The sequence below is a fragment of the Pseudomonas oleovorans subsp. oleovorans genome (genome assembly GCF_002197815.1).
In the GTDB taxonomy this organism is placed as follows: domain Bacteria; phylum Pseudomonadota; class Gammaproteobacteria; order Pseudomonadales; family Pseudomonadaceae; genus Aquipseudomonas; species Aquipseudomonas oleovorans.
In genome coordinates this window covers 1-23,904 of record NZ_NIUB01000038.1, presented here as the reverse complement: position 1 = coordinate 23,904, position 23,904 = coordinate 1, and the positions used below count along the sequence as shown (strand labels likewise).

Annotated in this window: 26 protein-coding genes; 24 read left to right on the top strand and 2 right to left on the bottom strand. The window is 55.5% G+C overall.

Annotated features, from left to right (window positions below; translation table 11 throughout):
- The first annotated feature begins 64 nt into the window (after positions 1-64).
- From PSOLE_RS19075 to PSOLE_RS19050, 6 genes are all read left to right on the top strand, one after another.
- Positions 65-1,153, top strand: a complete 1,089-nt coding sequence (locus tag PSOLE_RS19075) for a COG3904 family protein (RefSeq protein ID WP_074860897.1) — start codon at positions 65-67, stop codon at positions 1,151-1,153.
- Positions 1,154-1,281: 128 nt separating this feature from the next.
- On the top strand, positions 1,282-1,866 hold the full coding sequence (locus tag PSOLE_RS19070; protein ID WP_074860894.1) for a hypothetical protein: 585 nt from the start codon (positions 1,282-1,284) through the stop codon (positions 1,864-1,866).
- Between the two features lie 321 nt (positions 1,867-2,187).
- Positions 2,188-2,940 (top strand): hypothetical protein, encoded by a 753-nt coding sequence (locus PSOLE_RS19065; RefSeq protein ID WP_074860891.1) that lies wholly within the window; start codon positions 2,188-2,190, stop codon positions 2,938-2,940.
- Positions 2,941-4,026: 1,086 nt separating this feature from the next.
- The gene (locus tag PSOLE_RS19060; protein WP_158212587.1) at positions 4,027-5,658 is read left to right on the top strand and encodes a DUF4942 domain-containing protein; all 1,632 of its coding nucleotides are present in this window, start codon (positions 4,027-4,029) and stop codon (positions 5,656-5,658) included.
- Positions 5,658-6,506 (top strand): hypothetical protein, encoded by an 849-nt coding sequence (locus PSOLE_RS19055; protein ID WP_074860889.1) that lies wholly within the window; start codon positions 5,658-5,660, stop codon positions 6,504-6,506. The genes PSOLE_RS19060 and PSOLE_RS19055 overlap by 1 nt, the downstream gene beginning before the upstream one ends.
- 2,332 nt (positions 6,507-8,838) lie before the next feature.
- Positions 8,839-9,999, top strand: a complete 1,161-nt coding sequence (locus PSOLE_RS19050) for a TrfA (RefSeq protein ID WP_074861133.1) — start codon at positions 8,839-8,841, stop codon at positions 9,997-9,999.
- Here the strand turns inward: PSOLE_RS19050 and PSOLE_RS19045 are convergent.
- Positions 9,996-10,454: a YcbK family protein gene (locus PSOLE_RS19045; RefSeq protein WP_244597305.1), complete on the bottom strand. Its 459-nt coding sequence runs from the start codon at positions 10,452-10,454 to the stop codon at positions 9,996-9,998. The genes PSOLE_RS19050 and PSOLE_RS19045 overlap by 4 nt on opposite strands.
- Positions 10,455-10,966: 512 nt before the next feature.
- Here PSOLE_RS19045 and PSOLE_RS19040 point away from each other — a divergent pair.
- From PSOLE_RS19040 to PSOLE_RS18950, 18 genes are all read left to right on the top strand, one after another.
- Positions 10,967-12,472 (top strand): DNA cytosine methyltransferase, encoded by a 1,506-nt coding sequence (locus tag PSOLE_RS19040; protein WP_074861128.1) that lies wholly within the window; start codon positions 10,967-10,969, stop codon positions 12,470-12,472.
- A gap of 134 nt (positions 12,473-12,606) precedes the next feature.
- On the top strand, positions 12,607-12,840 hold the full coding sequence (locus PSOLE_RS23925; protein ID WP_096427151.1) for a hypothetical protein: 234 nt from the start codon (positions 12,607-12,609) through the stop codon (positions 12,838-12,840).
- Between the two features lie 154 nt (positions 12,841-12,994).
- Positions 12,995-13,390, top strand: coding sequence for a hypothetical protein (locus tag PSOLE_RS19030; protein WP_139205034.1), 396 nt, complete (start codon positions 12,995-12,997; stop codon positions 13,388-13,390).
- A 141-nt stretch (positions 13,391-13,531) separates the two neighbouring features.
- A complete protein-coding gene (locus PSOLE_RS19025) occupies positions 13,532-14,014 on the top strand; it encodes a hypothetical protein (RefSeq protein ID WP_074861126.1) in 483 nt (160 codons plus the stop codon).
- 138 nt (positions 14,015-14,152) lie between these two features.
- Positions 14,153-14,398 (top strand): hypothetical protein, encoded by a 246-nt coding sequence (locus PSOLE_RS19020; protein WP_074861124.1) that lies wholly within the window; start codon positions 14,153-14,155, stop codon positions 14,396-14,398.
- 10 nt (positions 14,399-14,408) lie between these two features.
- The gene (locus PSOLE_RS19015; protein WP_058151568.1) at positions 14,409-14,936 is read left to right on the top strand and encodes a hypothetical protein; all 528 of its coding nucleotides are present in this window, start codon (positions 14,409-14,411) and stop codon (positions 14,934-14,936) included.
- Between the two features lie 138 nt (positions 14,937-15,074).
- The gene (locus PSOLE_RS19010) at positions 15,075-15,359 is read left to right on the top strand and encodes a hypothetical protein (protein ID WP_020307494.1); all 285 of its coding nucleotides are present in this window, start codon (positions 15,075-15,077) and stop codon (positions 15,357-15,359) included.
- 80 nt (positions 15,360-15,439) lie between these two features.
- Positions 15,440-16,213, top strand: coding sequence for a hypothetical protein (locus tag PSOLE_RS19005; RefSeq protein ID WP_074861122.1), 774 nt, complete (start codon positions 15,440-15,442; stop codon positions 16,211-16,213).
- 15 nt (positions 16,214-16,228) lie between these two features.
- Complete coding sequence (locus PSOLE_RS25230) at positions 16,229-16,765, top strand: single-stranded DNA-binding protein (protein ID WP_074861120.1); 537 nt, start codon at positions 16,229-16,231, stop codon at positions 16,763-16,765.
- 847 nt (positions 16,766-17,612) lie between these two features.
- Entirely contained in the window at positions 17,613-18,572 is a 960-nt protein-coding gene (locus PSOLE_RS18990; protein WP_058151570.1) for a COG3904 family protein, read from the top strand.
- A 50-nt stretch (positions 18,573-18,622) separates the two neighbouring features.
- Positions 18,623-19,234: a YheU family protein gene (locus PSOLE_RS18985; RefSeq protein ID WP_074861117.1), complete on the top strand. Its 612-nt coding sequence runs from the start codon at positions 18,623-18,625 to the stop codon at positions 19,232-19,234.
- A 443-nt stretch (positions 19,235-19,677) separates the two neighbouring features.
- On the top strand, positions 19,678-20,799 hold the full coding sequence (locus PSOLE_RS18980; RefSeq protein ID WP_074861115.1) for a tetratricopeptide repeat protein: 1,122 nt from the start codon (positions 19,678-19,680) through the stop codon (positions 20,797-20,799).
- Positions 20,800-20,826: 27 nt separating this feature from the next.
- Complete coding sequence (locus tag PSOLE_RS18975) at positions 20,827-21,201, top strand: response regulator (RefSeq protein WP_020307502.1); 375 nt, start codon at positions 20,827-20,829, stop codon at positions 21,199-21,201.
- A 5-nt stretch (positions 21,202-21,206) separates the two neighbouring features.
- Positions 21,207-21,791: a hypothetical protein gene (locus PSOLE_RS18970; protein ID WP_084344006.1), complete on the top strand. Its 585-nt coding sequence runs from the start codon at positions 21,207-21,209 to the stop codon at positions 21,789-21,791.
- Positions 21,792-21,850: 59 nt separating this feature from the next.
- Positions 21,851-22,198: a hypothetical protein gene (locus tag PSOLE_RS18965; protein WP_074861112.1), complete on the top strand. Its 348-nt coding sequence runs from the start codon at positions 21,851-21,853 to the stop codon at positions 22,196-22,198.
- 121 nt (positions 22,199-22,319) lie between these two features.
- Positions 22,320-22,961 carry a hypothetical protein gene (locus PSOLE_RS18960; protein WP_074861110.1) on the top strand — a complete coding sequence of 214 codons (642 nt, stop codon included), beginning with the start codon at positions 22,320-22,322 and terminating at the stop codon, positions 22,959-22,961.
- Positions 22,961-23,329 carry a helix-turn-helix transcriptional regulator gene (locus tag PSOLE_RS25065; protein WP_074861106.1) on the top strand — a complete coding sequence of 123 codons (369 nt, stop codon included), beginning with the start codon at positions 22,961-22,963 and terminating at the stop codon, positions 23,327-23,329. The genes PSOLE_RS18960 and PSOLE_RS25065 overlap by 1 nt, the downstream gene beginning before the upstream one ends.
- A 3-nt stretch (positions 23,330-23,332) precedes the next feature.
- Positions 23,333-23,533, top strand: a complete 201-nt coding sequence (locus tag PSOLE_RS18950; protein WP_058151576.1) for a hypothetical protein — start codon at positions 23,333-23,335, stop codon at positions 23,531-23,533.
- Here the strand turns inward: PSOLE_RS18950 and PSOLE_RS18945 are convergent.
- Positions 23,527-23,781 carry a hypothetical protein gene (locus PSOLE_RS18945; protein WP_074861104.1) on the bottom strand — a complete coding sequence of 85 codons (255 nt, stop codon included), beginning with the start codon at positions 23,779-23,781 and terminating at the stop codon, positions 23,527-23,529. The two genes, PSOLE_RS18950 and PSOLE_RS18945, sit on opposite strands and share 7 nt — an antisense overlap.
- Positions 23,782-23,904: the final 123 nt, after the last annotated feature.

Here is a 23,904-nt window from a genome sequence, read left to right as displayed (position 1 = left end):
TCGGCATCCTCACTTCCCATTCTGGGAGGTGGGGTTTCCGCCGCTACCTTCGGACATTGCCGCCATGCTCAATAGCGCAAGGCAGGGCCAGAAACGCGGCCTTCAAAGGGGGCTCATAGGGCTCGCCACCACAACGCTCTACTACGCCATTTTCAGTCATGCCGCCTTTGCAGCCAGCATCCTTCCTGATGACCCTCGTCTGAAACCAGCGAATGTGTTGGCCGTTGATAACGGCGGATTCACCCAGGTCTTCATCGACGGATACATCCACAATCCAACCGTTGATACGTTCCGGCGCTCTGTAATACCCAGAGGCCAGGAGTTCGGGATCGTTTACTTGAACTCTGCTGGCGGCGACCTTGTAGCAGCGCAAGCACTCGGTCGTGCAATTCGAGCTAAGGGATATGCGACGCAAATTGGCCGGCTTAGTTCTGACGGCCAAACCATACGAACTGGTGTTTGTGAAAGTGCATGTCCCATCGCCTTTGTTGGCGGCAAATTCAGGTTACTTGACTCAGGTACAGGCAAGTTAGCGGTACACCGCTTTTATCTAGCCAATCAAGGTAAATGGGCTTCTGACAGCAAGCTCCTGTTCACAGCCGAGCGAGACTTGAGCAGATACATTGATGAAATGGGGATCAGTAGAGAGTTCTTTGATCTGATTATGAGAACCCCAGCAGACAGGTTGATCCAAATAGGAAAGCCCGCAATCTATGACTGGGCACTGGCTTCTGGGACCTCAAAAACAACCTGGAAAACGGTTAGCAAAGGCACGCTTTTAGGCAGGACAGAAAGCTCTACTGGCACGCTGTCTATCAGCTTTTCGTGCGAGCAGGGCCTGCTCAACATGGAGGTGCAGGCCAATCCCTGGTTTCCCGGAATAGCCCTTCTCAACTACGACCAGCACAGCCTTTCGGTCGATGGGACGAAATTCTCCATAGATGAGGTTCAGGTAAGTCAGGACGAACTGACAGGCTATCTTTCGTTCAGGTCTGTGCCAAGCAGTCTGGCAGTTTCTGCATTACATGGAGCAAAGCAGGTCGGATACAGCTGGAGTTTCGAGCGTAGTCCCGGTGAATACAGTCGAGTCCTCGAATTACCAGAGAGCAACGCACAGCTCTACGAAATTGTATCAAGCTGCACGACGCCTTGATCAACGGAACGAAGGGTGGGTCTCTCGTTTCCCGGCATGGGGTTTGACAAGTTTGCACTTGCCCCATGATTTTCCTTGCCGCCAAGGTCATAATTCTGCTTTGGCTTGGTTCACGCAAAGAGGCTGCAATGCTGCTTACGATTTTTTACCACAAAGGCTGCATTAAGAGTCGTTTCTTACGATCTGCACTTCGAATGATGGATTGGGAACTCAGAGAAGCTGATGCTGCCGACCCCAGATATCAGTCAGAACTGATCCAGTTGAAGTCGAGTGCTGGCGCGGGAACAACTCCGATCATACCGGCAATCTACACCACCGAGGCCTACAGCCATGAGCTGTACCCGATGATCGAGTACCTGAACGAGCGCAGCCCGGACGGCATGTATCCAGCCGATCTACCCACAAGGCTCTTTGCAAGAACGCTGATCCATCGTGTGCTCAGAAACCTCAGCGCTTTGTGGCCGGCGTATCAAGAAACCTCGGACCCCAAGCCACTGCTGGCCTACTACGATGAAATCGAGGAACTGGTTGCTGACGTTGTGCGCAACCGAGATTCTTGGAGGGTGCTTGAAGGTCGCCCAACCTTCCTTGAAATGCTTTTCTTTGCCGTACTGGTTGAGATAGCAAAACATCGCCCGATGACCAACAAGACCATAGCCCCCTGGTACAAAGAGTTGGCGAGTGATCCGCGCCTACAGTCCCTAGTTTTGTAAGCTGACCAGTGAGCAGGCAGCTGGTTTTTTCAAACTGAACCAAACGCTCAACTCGACCCCGGCCAAAGCGATATGGTTTAGGGACTGAGAGACTTGCAGACAGTAGCTCAGATTCTGGACAGACTCCCCCGCATTGTCCGACAGAGCCGCCTTCGGGCGGCTTCTGCTTTCACCTGTGCCCTCCCCCTCTCAGCTTATTCAACCGCCAGTTAAGATGCGGCCCCGGCTTGGCACGTTGGGAATTGGGCATTCGACTCCGCAGTGCGATGACACCGCTGCTCTAGGTTGATGATGTACATATCAACAACGGGAGCTTCCTAAATGCGCATTTTCGCCTCTGCTCAACCCTCCGACTTGAAAACCATCAAAGCTCAAGGCCAACGCATTGCGGATGTTTGGGAAAAAGAATGCGGACTGAGAGTCGAGGTCAAGGCGATCAAGCGGACAGAGGCGCTTGCAGCTGATTTCCAGCGTGGTTTCATAGTGCTGGAGTCGTTGTTCAATACGTATCTGTGCCACTACGAATTCGATGGTAGTCGGCTTGTAGTCACTCCAGAACAACAACTGAGCACGGCTAGTCGGACCTACCTCAAGTGCCCAGCGTCTCTGATCTTGAAATCGGAGCCTGCAAACCCATTCTGGCGAGATTGCGTTGCGAAATATGCTGCCGCCACGAAGGAACTGACAAGTGAGCGGCTGGCCGGCAACGTCACCTTATTCCTGGCGATCAAATACGAGACACGGGAGTACGGAGAGCCCTTCTTCATCCTCCAAAAAGATGAAGGCCAGTGGTTCGGCATCGACTGCTACAGCGAGCGCAAGCCGGTAAGCGTAGGGCTGGATGTTATTCATGAGCATTGTCCTAGCATCATTGATACGGACTCACTCAAACCGATGGATACCTCAGAGCTTGCCCCCGACTGCATTGTCGCCGGAGGTTTGATCTACAAGGAGAGTGGCGATAGGGCCATCGTCCTTGGGCGACCTAAGACTCGGGCTGAAACAATCGCAGACAGCTTTCCGTACATGCTGCCACCTACGTTCGATCTGCATGGCGATAGTATATGGACTTGAAATCCGGCCCAGAGCGCTAATTCAACTGGGCCGAAGGCAATGGTCAGCAACTGCATCGACATTGGTTGATCGTGCTGAGCGTCATCGTCACGTTAGACGGTACTGATTCGAGGCATGGAGCGACCTCCACCATGGATGATCTTGTACAGCAGCTGGAGCTAGGCCTACCTGATGGCTGGGCTCGACTCGCCCCCCACTTCACAGCACCTGAAACGACCCGGATTTTGCTGTGCGCCACGGATGGTCAAAGAACGTTAGTGTTTTGCTTGGTTGATCAGATCGTTCGTAGTGCCGCACCACTATTAGCGTTCAATTCGCAGCTGCGAGATAGGGGGCTAGAGGTTGTCTGGATTTTCTCGGAATGCTGCATACCCTCAACCCGGCATATGGTTTGCGTATCGGCTGCCAAGGATGAGGGTGAGTGGAAGGCTCGAATAGTCAACGCCCGCTCACAAAATTCCAGTCTCACTAGAAGCGTTAGCCTGGCCCATTTGGCTCAAGCTGCCGCAGAGCAGAGGCTTCGTGTTCAAACATTTACTGCTGGCCAGAGAATCGCCGTTCATGTCGAGAGCATGAGGTCGCCATGTCTGCATTGTGGCGCACTGGTTCATGAAGTTAAGCGGGCAACGTTCCTGCCGGAAGGGGCTCCAACTGCGCCAGGACTTAATCTAAGCAAGGCGAGACTGGGGCGGTGCGTTTCAGCACTGATCGCCGAGGCGATTGATCGAACCCAGAAAAAGCACACCGGCAGTGAGCCCCAAGCCTACCTCTGCGAGGCATGCACCTTTGATAGGCGGCAATCCTTACGCATCAGGGGCCAAATCCCATCTGCGTTAGTGGGGGTTGTGCTCTCAAGCAGCGCCGCTTACGAGTTGGTCAAGCACCATCAAACGACTTGGTATATCGCTTGACGACAGGCTTCCGTTACCTGACCAGTTGACCCGAATTTCCGCGCATGCGCGGAAATTCGCCGGGAGCCGAATTCCCAACATCGGCGCCGACAAAAATCGTCCACACCCTCTCGGGCTCCGGTGACACAGCGGCTCTGAACTGATTATGACCTCATCATTTCAGGAGGCGAGAGCCATGACCGCATTCCAAACCAATCTTTTCGCAGCCGATCACTTGCCACATTCGAACCCAGAGTTCCTGGTGGCGGGCTCTACTGACGCACCAACAGGCCTTACCAACTTCGACATGATTGATCAGCTGCTTGGTCAATATCGGCAGCGTGAACAAGCCATCGAGGACACAAAGCAGTTCATCGACTCGGCATTCAATCAAGGGGTGATGAACTACTTCATTGAGGGCGCTCGTCTTGTATACGGCCCGGAATACCGTTACTCCATTCCGAGCGATACCGAGGCCGCGAAAGCTTCACTCCGTGCCGAATTCTGGACGCGGCTCCTGAATGATGCGCAGGTTTTTGAGGTGATGCCGACCGCGAAAAGGGAGCAAGCACGGGCACAATTTAGCGGGCTAGAGTGTCCACCGTTCGATGAAAGCACCGTAAGGCCTACCCTCGAAAACTTGCTGGCTGCTCGCAAAACCTACTTTGCTGAGCGGGTAGATGGAATCTTCTTTGGCTTGAGCCGAGAGCATGTGAGCAATTCACCAGCTGGATTCTCCAAGAAGATGATACTTGCCAACGTGTACGACGCCGATGGCTATGTGAACACCCACAAAGCCGGCATCATCAGCGATCTTCGCGGGGTTGTAGGTCGGCTGACAGGCCGTGGTGAGCCCAGCGAGTACGCCACCCGAAAGCTGCTGGCCAACATCTATCGGAAAGCGCTTGGTAAGAAAATCCAGATCGATGGGGGAGCTTTTTCCCTGGTCGTATATCGGAAGGGAACAGTCCACTTCGAGGTAGCCGAAGAAGTTGCAATAGAGCTGAACAGCATCCTGGCGACTCTCTACCCCACAGCCATTCCATCGAAATTCCGCACCCCGCAGAAAGCCGGGAAAAAACCCGCCTCATTCGACCTCAAGATGCAGCGCCTCCCGATGGCTGTAATTGACCTTTTGAGTGCTCTTGACCGGCGTGGAGATAGCTACTCGGCATACGTCTATTCAAAGGCTCAGGACGCAGTTGACCAAACAGCCCAGGTACTTCGTGACATTGGCGCGGTCGTCAGATTGAGCGCCGATAAGAACTACCTGTATGCGCAGTTCGATTTTGATGCTGATGCTGTCATTGATCAGTTGATCTACAGCGGTGCCGTGCCGGAGAAAGCCGCATACCAGTGGTATCCAACCCGGAGCGAGATTGGCTTGGTAGCTGCTGCACGGCTGGATGTGCGCCCAGGCCATAACTGCTGCGAACCGCAGGCCGGAACTGGCGATCTGGCTCAGTATCTTCCAATGGAATCGACCACTTGCATTGAGCTGGCGCAGGTGCGAGTGAAGGTTCTGGAGTCGAAAGGCTATCGGGTTGTAAAAGCCGATTTTTTGGAGTGGGCTTCGAAGAACTGCTCGACTCGATTCGACCGGATTCTGATGAACCCACCGTTCAGCCATGGGCGTGCTGCTGCACACCTGGAGGCAGCTGCATCGCTGCTTGCAACTGATGGTCGTCTGGTAGCTATCCTCCCAGCGTCCATGATCAATACGAGCCCGCTTGAGGGGTTCAGTCACAATTGGTCTGAGGTGTTCGAGGATCAGTTTGAGGGCACAGCTGTTCGCGTCGCAATCCTGACTGCTGAGCGTTCCGAGTGATGGCCGGCTTACTTAACCCAGCCAGCACGGTGTTCGCCCTTGGCGCCAGTGACCCGGAGCTTGTTTCGATTCAGTACATGCTACGAAAGGCCGGCTTTTCGTGTGCGCTTGCATACCGTAACGGAAAGCGTTGCGTCAGCAGCAACGCCTATCAGGCGGACGCGCTTTTGCGCCATGTTGACGCTGGACAACAGGTTGTCTGGGTTGAGTGTCGAAGCCCTGATTACGACCCGGAGAGCGATCTTATTGTTGACCACCACAATGAGGGCGATCCCGGTTTTGCTGCCCCTCCTGTGAGCTACTGGGAAGGTTCTTCTATCGGCCAAGTGGCGAAGCTCATAGGGGGGAAGCATTCTGACTTCAAGCTTGTAGCTGCCAGCGACCATTGTCTCTCTGCGGCGATGAGGGGTGAGTGTCCTGGAGTTGATCCGAAAGAGCTTATGGCCTGGAGAATCACAGCGCGATCAGCAATGGCCAAAATCCAGCCTTGGGTTCTGAGGCGGCGTATCGAGCGTGCGACTGAGCGCGTTCTTGAGCTTCCAAGGTTGAATTTGGGTGGGATTCAGGTAGTCGATGGAAGCTTTGACTCAACTCCAGAGCTTCGGGACGCAGCTGCACTGGTACAGATTCCAATCCTCACAACCCGCAAGACTTCAACTGGCCATATCAAGATCGGCTTGTACGGTGCTGAGCCAGATTTGGTTTCTGAATGGCTGTCGTCGATGCGAGCTGCGGATGTAGTGGATCACGTCTACGGGAACCCACACCGCGAATACGCCGGGGCGGTCCTTAATCGCGAAACCTCTGAGCGACTGATCAGCGCAAATGCTCAACGCATGAGCTTCTGATTTCGAGAGCGCCCAATCTTTTTAGGGTTCCAACTTGGGTTGGAACCAAGAGGGGTAATAGCAAGGGGTTATTAAAGCGGGTTATAAAGATTGGGGTTATAGGGTGTTGATACATCGCTGCAAGGCCCGCTCCGCTTTGCCTGCTGCTCTATAGGGCTGCACACGAAAGAACGGTTGACGTACATAGCTTTCCGGGTCGCGTACTCATGATTCCTGTCTACGCACACAGGATTCCGGGTCGCGCACACAGGATTCCGGCTCGCGCACATGAACTTCCTGTCACGGCTCTCCAAGCAACGGATTCTGTGGATAAATACCATGTTTTCTGTGCGTTTCCTGTAGATAGCCTGTTCACAACCTGTTTATGGAATCGGGCGCAAAGCCTTGAATGCCGCATGGCAGCTGGCTTATCGGTTTAATTCTGCATAGGGTCGCTCGCGGCTTGTCTTGGCCTATCTTGACTGGAATCTCCCGAGCGCTTGACCACAACTCAAACGACAAAATCAACTGAACTCGCCGCACTTAACCTCTACCTCACCCTTTATAGGTAGCCACCTTCGCACCCTGGAAAGGCGTGCGCATGGCTGAAAGCCCCGTCATAGCTGTCTCTTGGCAGGTTCAAGACCGGCTGAGAGTCGAGTAACGGAGCCTCCTTGTGGTCTGTTGAGCCCCGTCTTCTACCGGAGTCCTGTGTACGCATGCCCCGGCACCGACCGGAATCAGCCGAGCGCCGTGCTTCACCCGGCGACCATTGGGAATCCACTTCTACCGGAACCCTGTGTACGCATGCCCCGGCACCGACCGGAATCAGCCGAGCGCCGCGTTTCACCCGGCCACCCACGGGAGCCCACTTCTACCGGAATCCTGTGTGCGCATGCCCCGGCACCGACCGGAATCAGCCGAGCGCCGTGCTTCACCCGGCGACCCTTGGGAATCCACTTCTACCGGAATCCTGTGTACGCATGCCCCGGCACCGACCGGAATCAGCCGAGCGCCGTGCTTCACCCGGCGACCCTTGGGAATCCACTTCTACCGGAATCCTGTGTACGCATGCCTCGGCACCGACCGGAAACAGCCGAGCGCCGAGGCTCACCCAGTCACCCACGGGAGCCCACGTCTACCGGAATCCTGTGTGCGGCCCCCCTGGTATCGACCGGAAATAGCCGAGCGCCGAGGCTCACCAATCACCCTTGGAACCCCTGCCCTACTGGAATCCCGTCTGCGCGGCCCCGATGCCGACTGGAATCAGCTGAGCGCCGTGGCATCGAGGTAATCCTGGTACAGGAATCTTGTGTGCGGAAGCATGGGGTTATCGGGTTATGGCGCACGCCTGTTTCCTGTTGGGTCAGGGATAGCCCTAGCTCATACAGGAAACAGGCGTGCGCCCTGCCCTCAGTCATCTTGCAGGGCGGCGGTCCAAGCGTTTTGCGTTCGGCCAGGACGTAATGTTTGCTGGAGCCCCAGCTCGCCCGAGTTGTGCTGGCTCATCCGTCTTGAATCAGGCGCTGGTCGGGCAAATTGTGTTCTGGCCAGGAATCACAACCTACCGGAATCCTATGTACGGCTGCCAACGTTTGGTGCCGTAGAGGCCACCACTCGGGCTTGTTGGCCCTAACAGGCTCCGAGCTAACGCCTGACGGCTGCTCGGTGATCTAAGGACTGGAATTTGCCGAGCGGCTAGATCGCGTCTGCTCTGTCGTTGCAACTGAACTGACAGGAATTTCCTGTACGCCTAGTGCGGCGTGGGCTTCATTCAGGCTTGAGATTGCTTGGCGGCGTTGTGCATGGGGGTTGGCCTTTCCGGCTCTCACGAAATCGAGCGTTTTCGGAGGATGAGCACTGGAATCTGGCGGGCGCTTACCAGTATTGCGAGGCTCGCTTCAACCGAAGTGACAGGATTTTCGTGTGCGCCTTGCTATTCGGGGCTTCTGGCTCGCCCGCTGCCTCGTCAGTTTTGGGGTTCGTGTTGTGGACAGGAATCCTGTGTACGCTTGGCGAGGAAGCCAATCGACCTCAAGCAAGGCCCACTGGCTGGCGTATTGGCACTGGAATCAGCTGAGCGGGCAGAGCCTCGACTGGAATTTGGTGTGCGGCTCCGTCTTTCCTGGCCTTCCAGGTGTTGCGATTACACTCTGGGGGGAGTTTCAGGCATCTGCCGTTATCCTGAGCGCTCTAATCGGGCGTACACAGGATTCCTGTGTTCCTGCCTACTCCTGCCAAGAATCTCCCTGCTTATGTTGAAATGATATTAAGGAGGGGTTTATTTGGGCGAATAGACATATATGCTGTGCTTTATAGTTTTGGTGTGGTTTCGGAGAAAAAGGGGGGGCTCATGAGTGACGACTTGGTGCTGACGCAGGAGGAATCCGTCCAAGGCGTCATCGACGAGCGCCGCTCGAAGCTCCGTGAGAAATTCGACTTGGCGTCCGCCCAAGGCATTCTCCCCTTCACCAACGAACGTTTCTTCGAGCAGAGCAACCCGATTGTCAGATCGGCACTTTTCACAGCCGGCAAGATGAACGTTCGGGCGAAATCCCAATATCTGGACTGGACTGAGATTTTCAGTCTCGGCAGTGGCAGCATCCACTATCGAGGCCCCTTACTCACTGTTGACCATGAAGTCGTTCTAGTTCGCCTTCTTGTTCTCGCTCGGGGCCGCTCTCTTACGCAGCCGATCTACTGCAACCAAGCTGACATTCTTCGCTGGCTGAACCTCGACCTCAACTCAGGTGCGAATTACAAGAAAGCCCGGCGCATCCTGGATGACTTGGCTGCTGCTGAGCTGCGCATCAGCAGCAAGCCAGCGCTGCGCCGGCTTCTCAGCATTTTGACCTCGCCTGCTCTTTCGGAAATGGCTGACGGCAAGTTCTTCCAAGAGTACGTGAAGAACAGGTTCAGCTCGCATTTGAAGATGATCGCTGATGGTCTTGAAAATGATCAGCCAGTTGATGTGAGCATGAAGTTCATTACGAACCAGACGCATAACCACATCACAAAGCGGATGATTGTGAATCTTGACCCCATTTCCGCGATCTTCTTCGACGGGGTGAACACTACCCTGCTCCCCTTCGAGATTTGGGACACTCTCGACCGCTTCGGCAAAAAGCTATTGCCCTTAATCGCATCCCATCGTGATGGGGTGTACCCCACCAAGCTTGAAAAATACCATGAGTTCAGTGGGTCGAAATCTGACTACAAGATCGTGAAGCGCCGCTTCAAATCTGAGCAGAAGAAGCGTTTTGAGGATTGGGAGTGCAAGGGTTGGATCGTCCCCGGATGGAAGATCGAGCGAAACAATGAGGGCGAGGAAGTGGTCAGCGGGTTGAAGGCAGGGGAAGCGGTGAGAATTCGCTCCGCACTCGAAATTCCTGTCTTACTTGACACCCCAGAAGATATTGCCAGGGGCGACGACGACGCTATTCAGGAGCGTTTGGATGCCTTTGCGGACAGCTTCGGCGCCGAACGACCGGCGCCGCGCAAGAAACGTGGTTAGCCTTTCCACTCTCTGACCCGGCCAACATCGACGTGGACGAACTCGTCGCTGGTATAGATACCGACGCCACCCACCCCGACCGCTTTGGCCAGACGGGTTAGCGCATCGACTTTCAGGCCGGGTATCCGAATGTCGGCTGCATTTCCCTTCACATGCTCAGAGTCCTTAGCTGCCTTGGCCAAGCGAGCATTATGTTCTGGTGTTCTGTAACCGCTGAGAATGACTATGTGGTAAGGCAGGCCATTGATCCGCAGCCATCCCTGGATCAAGAACAGTAGGTCGATGAGCTTCGGATTCATGCGGTGGGTGACGCCACTCTCAACGTCACGCAGTAGATGGCAGGCTATGTTGTAGCCTTCACGTTCGAACCCGTAGCCTAATCGGTAGTACCTGAACTGAGCCTTTTCTCCAGTGGCTGCTCGTTCCAGGCTGAGCCATCTATCTCTGTCGAGCAATACCTGTCGCCAATCTTTCTGCCGTGCTGTCGCCGCTGCGTCCGGGAGGTAGCACCCGGTAATGCCAGCAGCGGCGATTGCCAGCCCCAAGGCTAGGAAGCGGCGGCGAGAGGGAATTCTTGGTTCTGACAAGCGACGGGCTCTAACGGTTTGATCTAGAGGACATTCTCGGGATTGAAGGCCCCAACTCAACCGAACTCGATGTAGTTCCAGCCCTGCCCCTACGGCTGAGCGGTTTACTTGCCCATAAGCCGGTGTTACAAATGCGTTGTTCTATGCAGCTCTCTAATGTGCCTGCACTGCATCTAGCCTTGCGTCATCGCAAGCCTTTTTGCAGACCCAACCCTCACGTCATCGTGAAGGCGCGGGTAGAAATCGTCAGACCATCCCTATCGCTCGCCTGTGGCAAGACAACATCTTGCCCTGGGCTTGGTGTTTGTCCCCGCTATGCGCGCACAACCACCACATACCTGACAGGAACTTCGTTTCGCTGCGGGTAGGGAGCACTCAAAATGTCTACTACCGTAATCAACACCCTTGTATCCGAGTCCCGCTCTGTCCCCCGTATTTGGCTGGAAGGACAGCACTTGGCGCATGCTGGTGTAGAGATTGGCGTTCAGTACATGCTGAACGTCTGTGAAAAGCTCCGTCGAATCGAGTTGCGTCCTGCGCCACAAGGTTTTTCGGGCAAAACAGTCAGCGTGAGCAAGCGCACCAGGAATGAACGGGTATACCCGCTCATCGAGGTTCGCGATTCGATCATCGCTGCTCTATTCGAGGTTGGGACGAAGCTGCGGGTGGCCATTAACAATGGTCGCATCGTGATTTCCATGTCTCACATCGCCATGCGAGTTCAAGAGCGAGTAAATCGCTTTCTGAACAAGCTAAAAACTGGCGAACCGCTCAGTGTCGCTTCTCTGTTCCATGGCGGCGGTGTTCTCGATTCGGCTCTCCATGAAGGTTTTCAACGAACCGGACTGGCAAGCTACGTGAAGATCGCAGTGGAGCTTGAGGGCGACTACATCGATGCCTCTCTGCGGAACAACCCTGAGTTGTGGCGTGACGACAGCATCGTGATCAACGGCGACATTCGTGACGTGAACATCCTGGGTAATGGCGTACCTCAAACCGATATTTTGGTGGGAGGAGTTCCTTGCACAGGAGCGTCACGGTCTGGGGCCGCGAAAAATAACCTCAGTTGCGCAGAGGAACACTCTACTGCTGGAGCGCTGTTCTTCGACTATCTGGAGTGGGTGAAAGTCCTGAATCCAGCTCTGGTAATTCTTGAGAACGTTGTCGAGTACGCCTCGACGGCAGCCATGATCGTAATCCGCTCAGTGCTCAGCCATCTTGGCTACCAGCTGAGTGAGACGGTCCTGGACGGGCATAGCCTGGGTTCTCTGGAGAAGCGTAAGCGTCTGTGCTTGGTTGCGACCACGCCAGGGGTTTGCGAACCAGTGGACTTCAACCAGTTGGTGCCTGTGCGCCAGCGTGAAGAAAAAATCGCTGATGTGCTCGAAGTCATCCCTGCCGATTCTGGCATGTGGAAAACCTACGACTATTTGGCGGACAAGGAGCTGCGTGACAAGGCTGCTGGTAAGGGCTTTGCGCGTCAGCTGCTTATAGGTGGGGAAGATGGTTGTGGTGTGATAGGTCGCGGTTACGCCAAGGCCCGCAGCACCGAACCGTTCATTGTTGCTCCGCATGATCCTCGGCTTTCCCGGCTGATGACACCAGCTGAGCATGCACGCGTAAAAACGATTCCAGAGAAGCTGATCGAGGGACTTGGCTCTACCAGAGCCCATGAAGTTCTCGGGCAGTCGGTTATCTACTGCGCATTCGTTGCGGTGGGCGTTCTGATGGCCAAGACAGTTACTGGCTTGGTGTCATCGCTCACGAAACCTCAACCTGTGAATCGAGAGGAAAAGGCTGCATCTGCAAGAAAGCCGGTGCCGGCGAATAACAAACAGCTCAAGGAATGCCCTGCAACCCTGCCGCTGTTTGCGCTGACCGCTTAATCCCCTCCCCTACCCCGCTTTGGGCTGCATTCCAGCCTAAAGGCTCGGCGTGCAGACCCAGTGCGGTCACAACGCCAAGCTTCGGGACTTGGCGTTATCCATTACATGCCTGTACCGACAGGTCGGATAGCACCATGAAAACTCAAATCCTCGCTGCACACGCAGTTCGAGCCGGCATGCAGGTTTACCTCGCCGGCAGCGTCTATGCAGTCGAAGCGAACCTGTTTGATCGCCACGGCAAAGCACCGAATCAGGCTCTCACCATCCTCGAATGCAGCTCTCAGGAAACTGAAAGCGGCTATGGGGCTAAGGAGCACTTCGGACTGCTTCCCAGCACTCCTGTGGTTGCCATCCGGGCAACTGCTTAGTTGGGGCGCTGTAGCGTCTAGGTTCACCCCGGCGAAGGCCTGCTCACCCAGGCCGAGAGGCTTGGCTGGTCAGGCTAACACCTGCTACCTCCACCAAGCCTTGGGCACTTGGCGGCCACAATCACTGCCTGTGCCCACAGGTCGGAAGAATGAAATGCAAAAAGCGAACGGGCTTTCCCGGCAAACGGTGCTTCGCGGCATCGTCAAGCAAGCTGTTGATCGTGGGGTTTCCTACGATGAGGACTATCGAGGGCACATGGACAGCAACCCCGACCGCACCGATTTCCAGATCGATGTGATCGATGGGCCTGCCGATCTGTTCTTTGAATGGTTCGACGAAATTGGCGGATGCAACATTGTCCGCTATGGCGACGGCGCCGGCTTCTCCGAAATCGGCCCCTCTCAATGGACCATCCAGGAGGGGGCATTGATCGAACTGAGTTTCGACCAGTTCTTCAACGCTCGTATCGAGAGGCTTGCAAGCTATGCTCGCAACAAAATCCATTGCGAGTGCCATCAGGCGCTCATGAAGCTTTCGCTACCCGCTTAACGCTTCATTTTCGGCTCGGGCCTGACTTGTGTCAGGCCCTAGGGTTTGTGCTGGTCAGGCCTGTTCCTGCTTTCCACGCCAAGCCCTTGGGCACTTGGCGCCGCCTCAAATCGCCTGCGCCCAACAGGTCGGAGCATCAACATGAAATCAATCATTGCGAAGTGGAAGAACACGATCAGCTTCTGGTCGTTCTACTCGGAAATCGCCGCCCAGGATCATGGGGCAAACAAGCGTTACACCCCCAGAATCCTCCGGCGTCTGTTTGCTGGAACCCGTCACCACAGAGCGTGGGTATGGGGCCGCCTCAACCCGAGCGATAAACCGAAGACTTACCTTCAAGCGAAGGCGGTCTTCTGGAAGAAGCGCTGGGCTGATCGGCTATTCGGTCTTGCAGTTCGATACCGTGCGGTTTGGCTCATGTTCGCTTCTGCGCATGAGTTCGTATTCGAGCGAGGCTTCATCGGTAATGGGGTTCCGCGATTCGTTCGCAGGCTGCTGGCTGGGACTTCCCTACATCGCTCCTGGGTTCGAGGTCGTATCGCCTACTCGGTGGACTTCAAAGGTCGCTGTGCTGCTTTCGAGGGGCACATGTACCGCTTCAAACCGCAACACTTCCGCTTCTAACCCCCCCCGGCCTAGGCCTGATCAATTCAGGCCCATAGGGCTTGAGCTGGTCAGGCTGACGCCTGTAGCACCCGCCAAGCCTTAGAGCACTTGGCGTCACACCTCAATCGCCTGCGCTCTACAGGTCGGAGATGCATCATGAAAAAGCGTTATCAAATCGTACTCTGCACGGCTGTAGCCCTGTCCGGGATCAGCTTGGGTGCCGTGGATACCTACCTGCACAGCCTGAAAGAAGAAGCCCACATCAGCGCCACCTGCAAATCCCAGCAAGAGCTGGATGTTTGCAAGGAGCGCCAGATTGCGGCTAAGGGCGTGCGTTATTTCTTCAATGGCCAGGAGTTCCGTGGTGGCGATGCCCCCACTGCTCTCGGCGCGAATGAATAAGGAGGTAGTCATGAAAACGAAAAATCTGCGCCAGGAGTTCGCCATTCGTGCTGCTGACCTGCGCCAAAACTTTGCAGACGCTACACCGCTCGCTGAGCGCCTTGGTTCATTCGTTGAGGATGCCGCCAAGGAGCTGGATGCAAAGCAGATTGTCCTCGATGGCATGTTCAAGCAGTTTGATGAGCATGGCTTTGGGGCGATCTACAAAAATTCGCTCAATCAGTACGGATTCGTCCTGCATGATGCTAGCGAGCAAGGGGCTTATCGCTACCAGATGTTTGACCGGAAGGGGTTCTTTGGACACTCGACATTTTCGAGCGCCGAAGAAGCCCTGCTGGAGCTGTGCGATAACGGGTACACCGAAATGGTGAGCCCGGACACCCTGGACAAGCTCTCGGCTACCCGAGAGTGGAAGTTCTCAACCGAGGCGCTTGCGCTTCGGACTGCTGTACAGGAAGGGAAGTACACTTGGGAGGAAGCCGACCGTCTATACGCCGACCTCCAGCTCAAGTACGACCCTGACCTCTGGGCAGCTTGATGGTCTGAAATGAAGAAGCCCTCCACGGAAACGTGGGGGGTTTTTTTTGCCTGTGCTATAGGGCATGCAAGTGCTCCAGGTTCGGTTGCTCGGCGATCTGCCGATCTGTAGGTTCGCTTCCAGACTACGGAGTGACCGATGACCGAACTACTCACCAGCGCTGCGGTGATCCTGTGCGCCCTGCTAGCACTATCTTTCACCAAGCCAATCCTTTGTTTTCCAGGCTCTCCGCGTGTTTGTCAGCAGGCAATCCTGCGACTGCTCGTAGGGGTGCTTGTCGCATTCTCGCTGCATGAGACGATCCGAGAAACGGGACTCATCTATGGGTTGTTGTTCAGCTTGATCCCCCTATTTGCCGGTGCCGTGGTGATACATGTTTTTGGGGCGAAAGACTCAGCGGCGAAGCCTCACGGCCAGGACTAGGGGCTGGCGATGTTCCAAGCCGCTCGATGACACAGCCTAGTGGGATTGATGATGACAGCACACCAACTTGAGGCCATGTCATGCAACACGATCTGCATCTAATCCTAAGCGACTGCAAAGTAGTTTTTGCCCGTAGCATTCAAGGCCTCTACGCATCTGAGGGCTGCGCAGTTTTTAATGCCCCCAGGCCGCTTCTCGGCGCAAAGCACTCTTGCACCGACTGGTGTCATGGCCGCTTCTACTCTGAAATCGATCTTTTCAGTCCTCATGCCGCCGCGTTCATCGAAAAGAATAATGCCTTGGATGCCCGTGTTGTCGTGGCGATCACCGATGCAGAAGCGGTTGAAATGCTCCTGATAGGCAACCCGCATGCCGATGACTATCGAGAGTATGGGTTCGAGGAACAACTCGAAATGCTGCTGCCTCATTTCGGAGACATTCAGCACCTGCCCTACGGTGAGGCCATGGCTCTACTCGATGCTGCCAAAGCGATGCTGAAAGCTGACGCTAAGGGAGAGCAACATGGGCTGGCACTTCCCGAGCGTTTCCAGTGCAAAATCAATCTCAACGTGACTATGGCTTCGGGGCTGAGTGAGAGCATTGATTTCTGTGGTGACTTGGCTGATGCGGAGCAGATGCGAGGTGCGACCATTCCGGTGTGCCAATCGCCTGATGGGGAGCTGGTCATCGCTCCAGTCTCAACCTCTCAGGCTGCGGCTCTGGCCGAGGTGCATGGGGTCAGCTACCGACTCAGCCTAACTCGGTGCGCCGCGCCCATCGACCTGGGAACGTTCTCAGAGCCGGCAGCTATGGTTCAATCGGCGAAGCAGTTGAATGACCTGCTTGCCGTCTAGGTATTTGGAAGGTAAATGAGTCGCGGTGTTTGCAAGGTAATTTTGATTGGCTGGGCCGGTGCGGATGGGGACCTGCGCTATACCCCAAGCGGCACTCCAGTGTTGCGAATTCGTATTGCGACAGAGACTGGCGTGAAGCGTGGCCCCGGCCAACAAGCTCCTGATTGGCACAGCGTTGTTGTGACCGGCCCCAAGGCAGAGGCCCGCGAAAATGTCGTCCGTAGGGGGGCTGTCTGCTATGTGGAAGGGAAACTCCGAACACGCGAGCAGGTTGGGAAATCTGGCAACCTTCGCAGAACAGAGGTCTTTGTTGGGCCTGATGGGGTCTTCGCGGTGTACGATAACGTCTCTCCCTCGGGTCAGGAGCAGTCATCTAGCACGCGCCCTACCCCAGATTCGGCTTTGAGCCCAGAGGCTCACCACTCAGGGAGTGTTCTGGCCTCGGCCCGCCAACAGAGTTCAAGCGGGCCGTCTGAATTGCCCGCCCCGGACGATGACTGGCCAAGCTTTGAAGGACTATCGCTGAATGACCTCCCAGATACGCCGGAATGAAATGGCGTCCAACCCACTCAAGGCGCGCCAATTCGGCCCACAAGGCGATGTTCAGGCGGTGCCTGATCCAGATTCTTCAACCATAGAGCTGGAGGTGGACGTTGCGCCTGACCTCCCCTTTCTCGGGGTTGGTCGCTGGAAGACCGCTGACACCTATGCCAAGCGAAGGATTTTCCCCATCAAGGATGACGGGAGCCTGGTTGGCTACCGGGCGATGATCCAGCAGGGGCGTGGTGTAAACCGACAGACCCACTCCGAGGTTTTCAGAATCACTCCATTGGTGAATGAGGCGATGGCAATGGCTATGGCCCAGCGCTGGAGAGATAAGAAAGAGGCGGAGCTTGGAATACTCTCAGGCCGAGTAAGCTCGAAGTCGGCTTCGCGCTTCGTTCCGGGTATCAGTCTCGTTGTCTCAAGCTCTGGTCCTTGCAGAGCAAGCTGGAGGTGGTCTTCTCCCGGTCGCCCCACCGTGACTAAGTACATCGGCAAGAAGCTTGGATATGCCTCAGCCTACAGGGCTCTCGTTCTCCGCATATGCGAAATTCTCGATTGCCCTGCCCCCCAAGCCCCCCCAGTGCCCATGCCCAACCATGTGCAGTACCTCCGATTACAGTCAGGAGGTATTAGCGAATTGCCTGAGCGTCGAGCCAAGCCACGATAGCTCGGATATTCCCCTCCAATGTAAGACTGCTCAGAGTTGAGTGGCAGAGCGGCAGCATCAACTCATACCCTTGGCCAATGACATTCATGGGGCCAAGACTTGAATCTAAAGCGCGTTCTCTCTCCTTTCATATTCGCAACGGCGTTTACGTCATTCGTTTCTGCGGCGGAGCCTTCGATCCAGGCCGTGACCTTCAAGCATCCAGATGGTCGGTCGGCTCCCGCCGAAATCTACATCGACGGAGAGATCACCCCTGCGCTCCCGCGCCAACTTGCCACAGCATTGGGCGCCAACCAGATAGAGCGAGCCACGATCTACATCAACAGCGTTGGTGGCGATCTTCAAGCCGGCCTGGAGCTGGGCGAGTTCATTCGCAAGCTGGGCTTTAACACAGCTATTGGCAAGCGAGGTCACGCTCAGGGCAAGCCAGTCCCTGGCTCCTGCCAGAGTGCTTGTCTTTTGGTTTTCGCTGGCGGCGTGTATCGCTTCGCCGACAGCACAGCTTATTTCGGTATCCACCGTTTCTTCTCTCGGCAATCCGGGCCACAAGACCTTGCCCTCGGGCAGGTTCTTTCAGCTGCGATTACCGGCTACCTGATCAAGATGGATGTGTCACCCAAGCTGTTTCAGCGCATGGTCGGCGCTGGGGCTGTACTCCAGAAGCTTCCTGTGGAGGAAGCGGTCGCATTAAATCTCGTAAACAATGGCTCGCATCCTGCCACCTGGGTGATAGTCGGACGCGGCGGAGAAGTGTTCCTCCAGGGTGAGCAAAAGACCTGGAACGGCACTGGCCGAATGCTGATCGCCTGCTCCAGGGGGGGTGGTCTTCAAGTTACAGCTCAGTACGATGCGGACCTGAATACCAGCAAGATTCTGGCCGAGACGAAGCACATCGCTCTCCGGCTTGACGCCGGCTTTGTGGGCATAGACCCCAAGACCCTAGTTGGCGCTACAGCTATTGAGGATGGTTTTTTGACCACGCGGTTCAGTGCGACAGCCGGTACTGCTGGAGCTATCGGCAGCGCCACCTCGATTGGTTTTGCATGGCTGCCGGTTGGTTCCTCAGTGTTTTACGGCTACGACATTCCCACATCCCAACATAGGGACTTGGTATTTTCGTTCGCAAGCCACTGCTCGAAGCTGTGACACATCCCTGCTCGACGGATGATTGGGGAAGCATTTACAGGAGGTGCAGCATGCTAATTCCCCATACGCTTCTAGAAGCAGATACGCTTGATGAACTGCTCACAGACTTCGTTACTCGCGTTGGAACCGACGATGATCCAACGCCTGTGACGCAGCGCAAGGCGCAGTTACTTCGTCAGCTGGAAACCGAACAGGTCTTCGTCACTTTCAACTATGAGCACATGCAGGCGTGTCTTGTGCCCCGGAGTGAGCTTAGCGATGCGGCAATCCAGGAGTTCAAGGAAAGTAGGCAAGCCATGATCGATGAGGCCGCTGAGCAAGCGGAAGAACTGAAAGCAAAGAACGATTTCACGAATCTGCATGGCAAGATGACCCATGCAGGGGTATTCCCCATCGAGCTGGGGCGCACGGTCATGAGCGGCGCAACGAACGCCCTGATGCAGGAGGGACGATACAGCCTGCAACAGCTCCAAGACCTACTGTATCGTCACTCCACTGGCGAATACGGCTCTGTCTGCTGGGCCGACAAGCTGCGCAATCTTCAATCGATCCACAGTAAGGGCTATATGCTCTCCCGCTACACGCTCGGCGGCGTCGATCTGTATGTAGAAATGCTCGAAGGCTGGCATCAGACAATGGTGATGCTTGTGAGTGAGCGCTAGAGAGCGCTCACGACCACGCCCCATCGTTAGGGGATATTGCGAAATTTGCAATCGGAGGCCCGATCTTTGTTTTCGAAACACCCGACCAAAGAAGAATTGAGCAAACTGCTCGCTGAGAAATGCGAGCACGCATTACTCCTGGATAACTCGATACACACCCTCTATGCGAGTCAACCGCTACCTTCTAAAGGCAGGGCCAGGCCTCGTAAGCGTAAGCCGGATGCGTTTGACCTGGAGCTGGAGCGATTGAAAATAGGTCAGATAACTACGCCAGTACCTTCTACTTCAATAGCACCGGCAACCGCAGAACCAACGCTTGAGGATGCTCTTGAGAAGGAGGTTTCCGAGTTCCTGCGCAGTCGCCGTAGGAAGTGATGGGAGTTCGGTTGAACTGAGAGCGGGAGACGGCAATTCTGGGGGATGAATTGTCAAAGGGCTCTGTAATGGTTTCCCGCTCCCCCACCTTAATGCTCGCTGTGCCGCTGTCATTTTTGCTCGGTGGCTGCGCAGCGACAAACAACTACGATAACGCCTCCAACCCCTTCGACGAACCTGAGCAGCGGCAGCCCATTTCTGCCGGCATCGCCATTCCGCCCAGATCATCCGCAGTCACCACCGCCCCCCCCATCCAGAAGCCCTCCAGCGCTTCGTCAGAGGGCGAAATGGTTGGAGCAGTAGCTATTGCCATACCTGCCGGCCAAGATCGAGCCATTGAGACGCAGGGCGGCTCTGTACAGGCCAACCCCCACATACAGGACATGATCGCGGAGGCAAATCGTCTCGGGACCATGGGTGACTATCAGGGTAAAGCAGAGCTTTTGAGTCAGGCGGGATACTCAGGGAGTTCGGAAGCTTTCTATGTCCTCGCGAGGATGTACCTCGATGGCACCCTACCGCACGATATGGATCAGGCGCTTCACTACATCAATCTCTCGCACAGCGCGGGGTACGCGGAAGCAACCAGAGTGTTAGGCATGCTCTATTTGCGCGGCCAAGGCGTCCCGGCAGATGAGTCTTATGGTCGAAAGCTGCTGGAGTTGGCCAGCAAGAGCAGCCCCCGAGCAGCCCGCGAATACGGGCTCTTGCTGATGAACCTCCAGAGGCCTCATCTGAACGATCCCTCACTTGGAATGGAGTATCTAAGGGATGCGTCAGTTCGAGGGGACAGCGAGGCTACCGTCGCACTCGGCAAAATCTTTGGGAATGAAGTCGGCCTGGAAGCAAGCGTTCATTCGATACAGGCCACAGGCCCCGCTCCCGCCCTCCGTAACGATCAACTGAAAGCAAGCGCGATGCGCGGGGATGCCTCGGCGATGTATCAGTACGCACAGAAGGTCCTGATCGGTGCGATTCAAAGCCCGGAACCTGAATTCACTGCTTACTGCTGGCTGTCTGTGGCTCAAATGCTTGGCAGCGACGAGGCCAGGAAGGAGATAGCGCTCATCCGGGGTGTGCGGACCATTAGCGATACCAAGGCACCTGGACGCCTCGATCAGTGCATCTCCGACCTGCACTATCAGGTATCAGGGCAGGATTCCACTGGGCTTTCTGGTGCGACTCAGTAGGCTCTCAAGCAGATTCAGGAGATAGTCATGGATTCAAAACAGCATCGAGTCATGGTGATTGATGACTCGAAGACAATTCGAACTACTACCGAGGGCTACCTTCGAGAGCTTGGTCATGAGGTTATGTGCTGCACAGACGGCTTCAATGGCATTAGCCACATGATCAGCTTCCAGCCAGAGATTCTGTTCATCGACGTTGAAATGCCTCGCATGAATGGCCTGGAAACCGCACGCTTGATCCGGGCAAATGTGCAGTTCAAGTCTACGCCTATCGTCATGCTGTCTTCCAAGGATGGGATGTTCGATATGGCCTTGGCGAGTGCAGCCGGCGCCAACGACTACATCGTCAAACCCCCGGTGAAGGACGCCATTGCGGCTGTGATCACCAAGCACCTTGGGTGAGGTCTATGAGCACAAGGCCAACCTCGCTCATCTTCGTGCAGGCCCCGCCATTTTTGCCCGCTGGTGCCCCACTCGAACCCTACGAAGTCATCGCAGATACGAATTGCACCTTCGAGGTGGATGCCCGAGGACTGCTGATCAAGAAGGACCGAGTTGTAGGTACAAGGTGGATTTCCCCCGACTACACGGGCAGTTTCACGATCACAAACGTTCCGAAGTATTCGCAAGAACCCCACATGTACCTGATGTTCATCGTGTGTGGCGTGATCACTCACATGCACCGTGTTGCGATCAGGACGCCAGCAAATCTTTCATCAGGCGAGTGGTTATGGACGCTCGAAGCGCTGGCTGTTGACGCAGAAGCTGCGCGCTCCGCCAAGACTTATGTTGGCTGCTTGCAGCTAATCCAGGACGCTGAAATGGCGGCAGGCTACAGGTCCGGCGATGAGCGACTGGACTGTATGATTGGTATGGCGCTGTGCCGCCCCGAACTTCTACAGGGAAAGTCAGCGCGCAATGCGCTACAGTGCTTGGACGACCACCAGCTTCGGGCAATTTCCGCTTGGCACCGAGCCCAACTACCTGACTGACCTTTCAGTATTCATGTTGGGCTCGGCTGTCGAGATTTTTCGATTAAAGAGTTCCCAACATGGGCAATCCCCCTCAGACACCTATCCTTCAACCCGTCCAACTGCATGAAAAGAAGTTGGAGATAGACTCGTCCGCCAATGATTCATGTGACCGTGATGCAGATGCGGTTTTCTCGTTTTGCAGCCAGGAAATCGCTGCCCAGTTAGGAAATGACTTTCTGGCCAAATTTCCCAGAGAAGTTTTGGCTGCATTCTGCTTGGCTTCCGTCGAGCACAACCACCCGACCGCTGAGCTGCTGTACAAGCTCATCATCAATTTCATGTTGGCCTACTCCAACCGCTCCGCCCACGAAGATTCGCTCAAGGCTTTCGATTTCCTGGACTACTTGACTGACAAGGAGGGCTGACCCGCTGCTGTCCTCGGCGCCCAGCTTGGGGGGCCACGATTTTTCTACCCTCCCCCGCCTTATGCGCTGACACGCTCGCTCATAGTTGACTATGGCTCCCATCACTACAGGAGCCGCGACTATGAGCGACCTTCAACTTTCCTTTCTCGATACCGCCCCTGCCGAGTTTGATGTGAACGCGGTTGATGACGGCGTGGTAGCAGCTGGCATGGCAATCCAAGGTTCGGCAGCGCTGTCGCTGTCTCAGCGCCCGGTTGATGACTGGGTGTTTGGTCTTGGCTTTACCAACTGGAAGAACGTCATCGATCACGCCATTCAGACTGGCCATTACGAGCTTTTCTCTGCTGAGGACGGTGTGTCTGGGCTAAAGAAGCACGGCTACCGCTACGCGCCTATTCCAAGGCTACCGGCAGGGGGGGGCACATACGTACAGCAACGCCTCTTGGTAATAGCAGCCCAGCGCGGAGCAGCATTTGGCCGGAACGAGCGTATGGTTCAAGCGGGACCCGAGTTCCTGCACAAGTGCGTTGTGGAGAACGGGCTCTGCGATCTAATGATCAAGCTTGGCGGTGAGGTTGTCAGGGGCTCGGTCATGGTCGATCAGCTGAATTTTCCTGACCAAGCCAAATCAGACCCTGGTCATATCGCAATCCAGCTTTGCCGTGTGCTGGAGTCTGCCGGCGCCCCTGCCGATACACGGCTCGAAAAGGGGTGTACGTCTTTGGCAGCGCACTTTATGCGCGTAGTTCATGGGCTGCGCTAATGGCTCGCAGGAGCGCCCCATCTGGCGGTGAGTTGCGAGTGGTTCGGAAATCGCTAGGCCTTTCGCAGGAGCAACTGGGTGAGCTGCTGAGCGTTTCGCGAAACACGATTCGCAGCTGGGAGACAGGAGCTGGCCCCTCATTTTGCCCTCTGATGTGCCGTGGGCTGAGGGCCTTTAAAGTGTTTCCGCACCTATTCATTGACATGACCGGGCCATGCTTGGCCGATGCACGTAACCGCCTCGGCTTTCACCAAGACGATCTGGCTGAGAAGCTTTGCATATCCAGACCGACTCTCTCTCGCTGGGAAAATGGCACTCCCCCTCGCTGGGTTAAATTTGCACTTATTGCACTGGTATTTTTGGACTGACAAATGATCACGTTTACCCACCCTCTGGCGCCCACAGTGTCCTATGAGTGCGAGCTAAAGAAAGGCATTGCTCTGTATGCTGCCGATCACCTGCATGAGTTCGAGGTCTTCCTGGTCGAGGTTGATTCCTCGGCGTATGGGATTGGCATTGAGGTTGTCGAGCGCGCTACTGGAAGCCCTCTTGGGCTTGTGACCATTCACTGAGGTAAGCTGACGACCATCTGGCTCACTTGTTGGTTTTTCCGCGCATGCGCGGAAAAACGCAGCCGCTGATTTTTCGAGGCACGCGTATGTGCAATGACATTGACCCATTCCGCAGCTTCTATCGCTTGAAGCGCCCGTGCGCAAACTGCCCATTCCGAAAGACTGGTGGCATCGATCTTCGGGGTGGCAGGCTGGATGCCATTATCGCCGGACTGATTAAGGATGACTCGCAGTCGTTCCTCTGCCATCGTGCTCTCCCGCAGGGCACCCACACCGAAGGAGGTGTGGGGTGAATGCGGCGCAGGGCATCAGCCCTGCTGATTCTGTATGTAAGCCTTGATCACATCCAGCGAAGCGCCACCACACGACGA

Excerpts from the sequence above, each read along its gene's own strand:
- PSOLE_RS18980 (WP_074861115.1), top strand. The coding sequence starts at position 19,678 with ATGGTTTCCCGCTCCCCCACCTTAATGCTCGCTGTGCCGCTGTCATTT.
- PSOLE_RS19040 (WP_074861128.1), top strand. The coding sequence starts at position 10,967 with ATGTCTACTACCGTAATCAACACCCTTGTATCCGAGTCCCGCTCTGTC.
- PSOLE_RS23925 (WP_096427151.1), top strand. The coding sequence starts at position 12,607 with ATGAAAACTCAAATCCTCGCTGCACACGCAGTTCGAGCCGGCATGCAG.
- PSOLE_RS18985 (WP_074861117.1), top strand. The coding sequence starts at position 18,623 with ATGCTAATTCCCCATACGCTTCTAGAAGCAGATACGCTTGATGAACTG.
- PSOLE_RS18945 (WP_074861104.1), bottom strand. The coding sequence starts at position 23,781 with ATGGCAGAGGAACGACTGCGAGTCATCCTTAATCAGTCCGGCGATAAT.
- PSOLE_RS25065 (WP_074861106.1), top strand. The coding sequence starts at position 22,961 with ATGGCTCGCAGGAGCGCCCCATCTGGCGGTGAGTTGCGAGTGGTTCGG.
- PSOLE_RS19005 (WP_074861122.1), top strand. The coding sequence starts at position 15,440 with ATGCAACACGATCTGCATCTAATCCTAAGCGACTGCAAAGTAGTTTTT.
- PSOLE_RS18950 (WP_058151576.1), top strand. The coding sequence starts at position 23,333 with ATGATCACGTTTACCCACCCTCTGGCGCCCACAGTGTCCTATGAGTGC.
- PSOLE_RS18970 (WP_084344006.1), top strand. The coding sequence starts at position 21,207 with ATGAGCACAAGGCCAACCTCGCTCATCTTCGTGCAGGCCCCGCCATTT.
- PSOLE_RS25230 (WP_074861120.1), top strand. The coding sequence starts at position 16,229 with ATGAGTCGCGGTGTTTGCAAGGTAATTTTGATTGGCTGGGCCGGTGCG.
- PSOLE_RS19030 (WP_139205034.1), top strand. The coding sequence starts at position 12,995 with ATGCAAAAAGCGAACGGGCTTTCCCGGCAAACGGTGCTTCGCGGCATC.
- PSOLE_RS19070 (WP_074860894.1), top strand. The coding sequence starts at position 1,282 with ATGCTGCTTACGATTTTTTACCACAAAGGCTGCATTAAGAGTCGTTTC.
- PSOLE_RS19020 (WP_074861124.1), top strand. The coding sequence starts at position 14,153 with ATGAAAAAGCGTTATCAAATCGTACTCTGCACGGCTGTAGCCCTGTCC.
- PSOLE_RS18965 (WP_074861112.1), top strand. The coding sequence starts at position 21,851 with ATGGGCAATCCCCCTCAGACACCTATCCTTCAACCCGTCCAACTGCAT.
- PSOLE_RS19025 (WP_074861126.1), top strand. The coding sequence starts at position 13,532 with ATGAAATCAATCATTGCGAAGTGGAAGAACACGATCAGCTTCTGGTCG.
- PSOLE_RS19075 (WP_074860897.1), top strand. The coding sequence starts at position 65 with ATGCTCAATAGCGCAAGGCAGGGCCAGAAACGCGGCCTTCAAAGGGGG.
- PSOLE_RS19015 (WP_058151568.1), top strand. The coding sequence starts at position 14,409 with ATGAAAACGAAAAATCTGCGCCAGGAGTTCGCCATTCGTGCTGCTGAC.
- PSOLE_RS19060 (WP_158212587.1), top strand. The coding sequence starts at position 4,027 with ATGACCGCATTCCAAACCAATCTTTTCGCAGCCGATCACTTGCCACAT.
- PSOLE_RS19065 (WP_074860891.1), top strand. The coding sequence starts at position 2,188 with ATGCGCATTTTCGCCTCTGCTCAACCCTCCGACTTGAAAACCATCAAA.
- PSOLE_RS19010 (WP_020307494.1), top strand. The coding sequence starts at position 15,075 with ATGACCGAACTACTCACCAGCGCTGCGGTGATCCTGTGCGCCCTGCTA.
- PSOLE_RS18975 (WP_020307502.1), top strand. The coding sequence starts at position 20,827 with ATGGATTCAAAACAGCATCGAGTCATGGTGATTGATGACTCGAAGACA.
- PSOLE_RS19055 (WP_074860889.1), top strand. The coding sequence starts at position 5,658 with ATGGCCGGCTTACTTAACCCAGCCAGCACGGTGTTCGCCCTTGGCGCC.
- PSOLE_RS19050 (WP_074861133.1), top strand. The coding sequence starts at position 8,839 with ATGAGTGACGACTTGGTGCTGACGCAGGAGGAATCCGTCCAAGGCGTC.
- PSOLE_RS18960 (WP_074861110.1), top strand. The coding sequence starts at position 22,320 with ATGAGCGACCTTCAACTTTCCTTTCTCGATACCGCCCCTGCCGAGTTT.